This window comes from Thermogemmatispora sp., from assembly GCF_019683755.1.
Classification (GTDB): Bacteria; Chloroflexota; Ktedonobacteria; order Ktedonobacterales; family Ktedonobacteraceae; genus Thermogemmatispora.
The window spans coordinates 1-5777 of the sequence record NZ_JADGHT010000302.1 but is presented as its reverse complement, the minus strand read 5'-3'; the positions used below and the strand labels follow the sequence as shown (position 1 = coordinate 5777).

5 protein-coding genes are annotated in these 5777 nt (G+C 56.9%); 4 read left to right on the top strand and 1 reads right to left on the bottom strand.

Annotation, left to right across the window (positions count from 1 at the left end; all coding sequences use genetic code 11):
* The coding region (locus tag IRZ24_RS15925; protein WP_297166119.1) for a hypothetical protein at positions 1–458 on the bottom strand (458 nt) is incomplete at its 3' end.
* A gap of 880 nt (positions 459–1338) precedes the next feature.
* On the opposite strand from IRZ24_RS15925, the gene IRZ24_RS15920 reads away from it, so the two are divergent.
* The 4 genes from IRZ24_RS15920 to IRZ24_RS15905 form a co-directional block, all read left to right on the top strand.
* Positions 1339–2466, top strand: a complete 1128-nt coding sequence (locus IRZ24_RS15920) for a DegT/DnrJ/EryC1/StrS family aminotransferase (RefSeq protein WP_297166117.1) — start codon at positions 1339–1341, stop codon at positions 2464–2466.
* Positions 2457–3548 (top strand): Gfo/Idh/MocA family oxidoreductase, encoded by a 1092-nt coding sequence (locus IRZ24_RS15915; protein ID WP_297166114.1) that lies wholly within the window; start codon positions 2457–2459, stop codon positions 3546–3548. The genes IRZ24_RS15920 and IRZ24_RS15915 overlap by 10 nt, the downstream gene beginning before the upstream one ends.
* A 121-nt stretch (positions 3549–3669) precedes the next feature.
* Entirely contained in the window at positions 3670–5115 is a 1446-nt protein-coding gene (locus tag IRZ24_RS15910) for a nucleotide sugar dehydrogenase (RefSeq protein WP_297166111.1), read from the top strand.
* A 79-nt stretch (positions 5116–5194) separates the two neighbouring features.
* Positions 5195–5777 (top strand): glycosyltransferase family 4 protein (locus IRZ24_RS15905; protein WP_297166108.1); only part of this gene is annotated, 583 nt, incomplete at its 3' end.

Genomic DNA, 5777 nt, shown 5'->3' with positions numbered 1-5777 from the left:
GCATAGGTCAGACACGTCAGACTACAGCCACGCTCACGGACATTTGAGATCTCCAGGCCGAAGCGATGCAGCTTACTGCGCACCGAGGAAAGTGCGCGGCGGATTGGGCGTAGCTCCTGCTGCCACCGCTGACTCCCCTGGGCTTCCAGCAGACGCTGGCGACAGCGAGCGATGGCGCTGGCAGTTATCGGCGCCGATGAGAGACTGGCCAGTAAGACCTCATAGGGACAATAATGCGGAAAAGCTTGCAAAATAGGCTCGAGGACACGTAACTCATTGATGCTGAATTGCTGATCAAGCACCATTTTTCCATCACAAAGCAAAGAGAGAGTTCGCGTCCCCAAGCTCAGGACCAGCGTCTGCCCAGGAGGCAATAGATCCTGAAAAGCGAAATGGAGAATGCGCGTCTCCGCCCCTTTGCGACGTTTTCTAAAACGCGTTAATATCTGCTCTGACATAGCATTTTTCCTTATACATACAGGCCTAGGCGACAACATGGATTTAGCTACAGTGGACTGCGCCAGTGCAACCAGACACTGGCCACCTCCACAGTTCAGTTAAGCTCTGCCCAAGCAGGGAGTACTTACTTACCTGCCTATCTACCTGCTCGTCCGAGTCTGAACGACCACGCTGTTCGTTCCGCCCGGCTAGCGTTGGCCCGCAGACCGGCTCGGAATGCGCATGGACACATTGACACATCCCAATCAGAGCCTTCGCTGAGGATATATAGCACAGGTAGCCGACAGGAGATAGGCGAGTAGCCAGAATGGCCAGGGAGGTCCTGCAAGCACCCCTTCGGCTCTGCCAGCTCTAGAAGCCTCTTGACGTTTCTCGATTATCGCCAAGGACGGTCGAACGGTGTGTAATTGTTAACCTATGCCAGCGGTAAATGTTGCCGCAAAAAACGGTTATCAGTTCCCGAAAAAATAGTCATCAACAGGACGACAATTGCAAAGCGGTCAGTTATACTGATCCTCGACAGTGTGGCAGCGCCGTGAACGGTAAGCTGTGGCAGTATCAGTACACAGTACACAGCGCTTGCTGGTGGAAGGGACTGTTCTCTCAATAGTGATCAGATACCGACCAATAAGCAAAGAAAGAGTGTTGCCGGGTGGCGCAGGAGCGTCGAGTTTTCTTGGCTTATGTACCAAAACTGTCATCTGGCCAGGATGCAGGCTTTAAGATGCATGCCGACCGCAGAACAGATAGAGGCCGCCTCCCGCCCCTTGCCGCTGACCAGTGAGTGAGAGACCCACGGCTCTAACACTGCTCCGCTTGGCCATCTCTGGACCAAGCTGACCGTAGTTGATCGATGGTGCAGTGAGAAGAGAGAAAGCGATGATTCCTATTGCGCGCCCCTTGCTGGGAGCTGAGGAGGAGGCTGCCATTCGTGAAGTCCTGGCTTCGGGTTTGCTTGCTCAAGGCAAATATGTCGCGGCATTTGAGCAGCGTTTTGCCGAACTCTGCCAGGTTGGGGCTGCGGTTGCTGTCTCTTCAGGTACGGCGGCCCTTCAGCTCGCTCTGTTGGCTCACGGCATTGGCCCAGGCGATGAAGTAATCACTACAGCCTTCAGCTTCGTGGCTACCGCCAATGCGATCTTGCTGGCAGGAGCCACGCCCGTTTTTGTCGATATTGAGCCAGACACCTATACCCTTGATCCCTCACAGGTAGCGTTAGCTCTCACCGAGCGCACGCGCGCTATTCTCCCCGTGCATCTTTACGGTCATCCTTGCGACCTCGGTCGTCTGCTGCCGCTGGCTAAGGCCCACAACCTGATCTTGATTGAGGATGCCTGTCAGGCTCACGCCAGCAGTTTTGCCAACAAGCCAGTGGGCAGCTTTGGCACCGGTTGCTTCTCGTTCTATGCGACCAAGAATATGACCACTGGCGAGGGAGGAATGATCACCTGCGATGATCCCGAGATAGCCACGCGTCTCCGCCTCTTGCGCAATCACGGGCAGGCCAGCCGCTATCACCAGGTAGCATTAGGCTATAACTTGCGCATGACTGATTTGCAGGGCGCTCTCGGTCTGGCCCAGTTAGCGAAATTGGAGGAATTCACCCAGCGGCGTATCGCCAACGCTACCTACCTCAACCGGCGCCTGGAGGGCATCGTCCAGACACCAGTTACGCGCCCAGGCTACCGCCATACATACCATCAATACACGATCCGTGTTCCCGCACGGCGCGATGAGGTCGCCGCCGAGCTGGAGCGGCGCGGCATTGCGACTGCGGTTCACTATCCGGTTCCTATCCATCAACAACCCTTCTATTGCAGCCAGGCAGAGCGCTTTTATGTGGTGAATCCTGAGCGGCAGGTACGTGTACGAGGGGATAGCCCGCTGGCACGCTTACCAGAGACCGAGCGGGCAGCACGTGAGGTGCTCTCGCTTCCAGTGCACCCTGCTCTCACTCAGGATGAGCTGGAGACGATTGCGCGGGAGGTGATCGCCCTATGCGCTTGAGGGTGGCCGTGGTGGGAGCCGGCTCAATGGGCTGGAACCACTTGCGTGTTTTGAAGGAGCTGGAGGACTCGGTCCAGCTTGTGGCTGTTGCTGAAACCAATCCTGGCGCTTTGCAGCGCGCTATGCAACGCTTCCATATCGCTGGCTATAGCGATTATCGCCAGATGTTGGCCGAGCACCGCCCCGAGCTGGTCGCAGTGGTCGTGCCAACCCACCTCCATTGTGAGATAGCAGCTTTTGCCCTCGATCTCGGCCTCAACGTCCTGGTCGAGAAACCTCTGACAAGTACAGTTGAAGAGGCCGAGGCATTGATCGAGCTGGCCCGTCAGCGCAATGTTCGCCTGGCCGTGGGCCACATCGAGCGCTTTAATCCCGCGGTCACTGAGGTAAAGCGCCGTTTGAGCACTGGAGCCTTGGGGCGTATCTTTCACCTGCACGCGCGACGCATTGGCCCTTTCCCGCCGCGTATCCGCGATGTCGGCGTGACCCTCGACCTGGCCTCGCATGAGATTGATACAATGCGCTACTTGGTGGACGCCGAGATTAAGCAGGTCTCAGCTCAAACTCAGCAGTATATTCATCACACCTGCGAGGATTTGTTATTAGGCTTGCTACGCTTCAGCAACGGTGCCCTGGGAGTGCTTGATGTCAACTGGCTGACCCCAACAAAGGTACGTGAGTTGACGATCACCGGCGAAAAAGGCATGTTCTTGCTGAACTACCTAACCCAGGATGTCTTTTTCTATGAAAACGACTATACCCCTACTTCCTGGGACGCGTTGCGCTCATTGACAGGCGTGAGCGAGGGCACCATGACACGCCTGAAGATCCAGAAGGCAGAGCCATTGCGCCGCGAGTATGAGGACGTCATTCGCTCGATTATGACTGATACGAGCCCTTCGGTTTCAGGTGAGGATGGACTGGCAGTGCTGAAGGTAGTTCAGCAGCTCTTGGCTTCGGCGTTGGCTAACAACGGTCTCGCTACCCGGGGGGTGCTCACTTCGCCTGGTCATCCCGAGCAGAGGGACACCGCAGGGCCAAAGTTGGGTCTTTCACATGAGAGAGACCCACGGATAGGATAGGTTCTCTCAAGGCCTCTCTCCCTGTCCACCCGCCAGCCGCAGAGGAACGCAAAGGTACTCTAGCGCTTCGCAAGGGAGAGAGAAAGCGACGAGGATGAGAGACTGCAGGGCAGAGAAGGATATGGAGAAAGAACTTTCAAGCCAGTCGCTACCAGCCTTGTCACCCGCAACAGTGGTCGTTGTCGGCTTGGGCAAGATCGGGTTGCCGCTGGCAGTGCAGTATGCACGCCACGGTTGGCAGGTTATTGGCTGCGATGTGAATGCCGAGGTCGTAGAGCAGATCAACGCAGGCCGTTCCCACATCCATGAAGAACCCGGCCTGGAAGAGGCAGTGGCAAAATTGGTCCGCGAGGGGCGTCTGCGTGCAACAAGCGATACAAGCGCGGCAGTCCGCCAGGCCCGCGCCGTTGTCGTCATTGTTCCGGTCCTCATCGATGAGGCTCACCGCGTCAATTTTGCCGCCCTGGATGCAGCTACCTGCGCCATCGGTAGGGGCCTGCAGCCTAATACGCTGGTAATCTATGAAACGACCCTGCCGGTAGGGACAACCTCTCGCCGCCTGGCCCTGATGCTGGAGCGCGAATCTGGCTTGCGGGCAGGCTCCGATTTCTGGTTGGCCTATAGCCCTGAGCGGGTCTCATCGGGTACGATTTTTCGCGATCTGCGCATCTATCCCAAGGTCGTGGGTGGGATCAATCCCCCGAGTGCTGCCGAGGCGGTAGCCTTCTATCGATCGGTGCTCGATACTTCGGAAATCATTGTGATGCCATCAACCGATGACGCCGAGTTCGTGAAACTGATCGAGACGACCTATCGCGATGTGAACATCGCCTTAGCCAATGAGTTTGCTCGCTTCGCCGACGCCCGTGGTCTGGATGTCCAGGCGGCCATTGCCGCTGCTAATAGTCAGCCCTATTCACACATTCATACGCCGAGCGTCGGCGTCGGTGGCCATTGTATTCCTGTCTATCCCTATTTCTTGCTGGCCGGGGCAGAAGAAGTCAGGGAGCTGGCTAATGGCCATGCTCCGCTGCTGCAGCTTCCTCGTCTGGCTCGTACTATTAACGATAGTATGGCTACATATGCCGTCCAGCGCCTCGAAATGGCTCTCGGCTCCTTACGCGAGCAGACCATTCTGATCCTGGGTATTGCCTATCGCGGAGACGTACGCGAGTTAGCTTTCAGCAGCGCAGCTTTATTGCAGGCCGCCCTCCAGGAGCGGGGCGCCCTGGTACTCGCCGATGACCCTCTCTTTAGCCCCGCAGAGATCCGCGCCGCCGGCTATACACCTTTCTCCCCGTCGAGAGCCGCCGAGGTTAAGGCGATTATTTTGCAAGCTGCTCATACCGCCTATCGCTCTTTTGACTTTCGTCCCTTCACACGCTGTCAGGTTGTGCTTGATGGTCGCCTGGCCCTGCAACGCTCTGCCATTGAGGCCCTCGGCATGCGCTATCTGGCCATCGGCGATGGCTGCCCAGACGAGGCAAGGAAAGCGTCAGCTCCCTGCGGTGGAGAGGGGAGTCTCCCGGCCAGTCACACTGATAACTATAAGCCATCATGCAGATAGTATGCACAAAACTGCTCTAGCACCCTGATTGCGTAGTGTTGTCTCTCATACGAGTAAGCAATAAGGAATAGAAAAGCCTATGGCACATATTCTGTTTCTAACATTGTACTATCCCCCAGAGAAAGGGGCTGCAGCTTCACGCATCAGCCAATACGCAGAGCACCTTGTGCAACGAGGCCATAAGGTTACTGTGCTCACGACGGTACCCAATTATCCAAGCGGTGTGGTCCCGCCTGAGTATCGTGGGCGACTGCTGCAGGAGGAAATGCGCTCCGGCGTACGAGTAGTGCGTATCTGGAGCTACACAAGTCCCAACCGTGGTTTCGTACGGCGCGTTCTCGCCCACCTCTCTTTCGGTTGTCTGGCCCCCGTGCTGGGAGGGCAGGCCGTCGGTCGTCCAGATTTGTTGATTGTCGAATCACACCCGCTTTTTAACGCTATCGCTGGACGTCTTCTCGCGCGCTGGAAAGGCTGCCCGTATATATTTACTGTTTCGGACCTCTGGCCAGAGTCGGCGGTTCAGCTTGGCGTCCTGCGCAACCGCCTGCTGATCCGCCTGGCTGAGTGGCTGGAGTGGTCTTCCTATGAGCGCGCCGCCTTAGTCTGGGTGCTCACTGAGGGCATTCGCGATCAGTTACTACGTCGCGGCCTGGCCCCAGAGA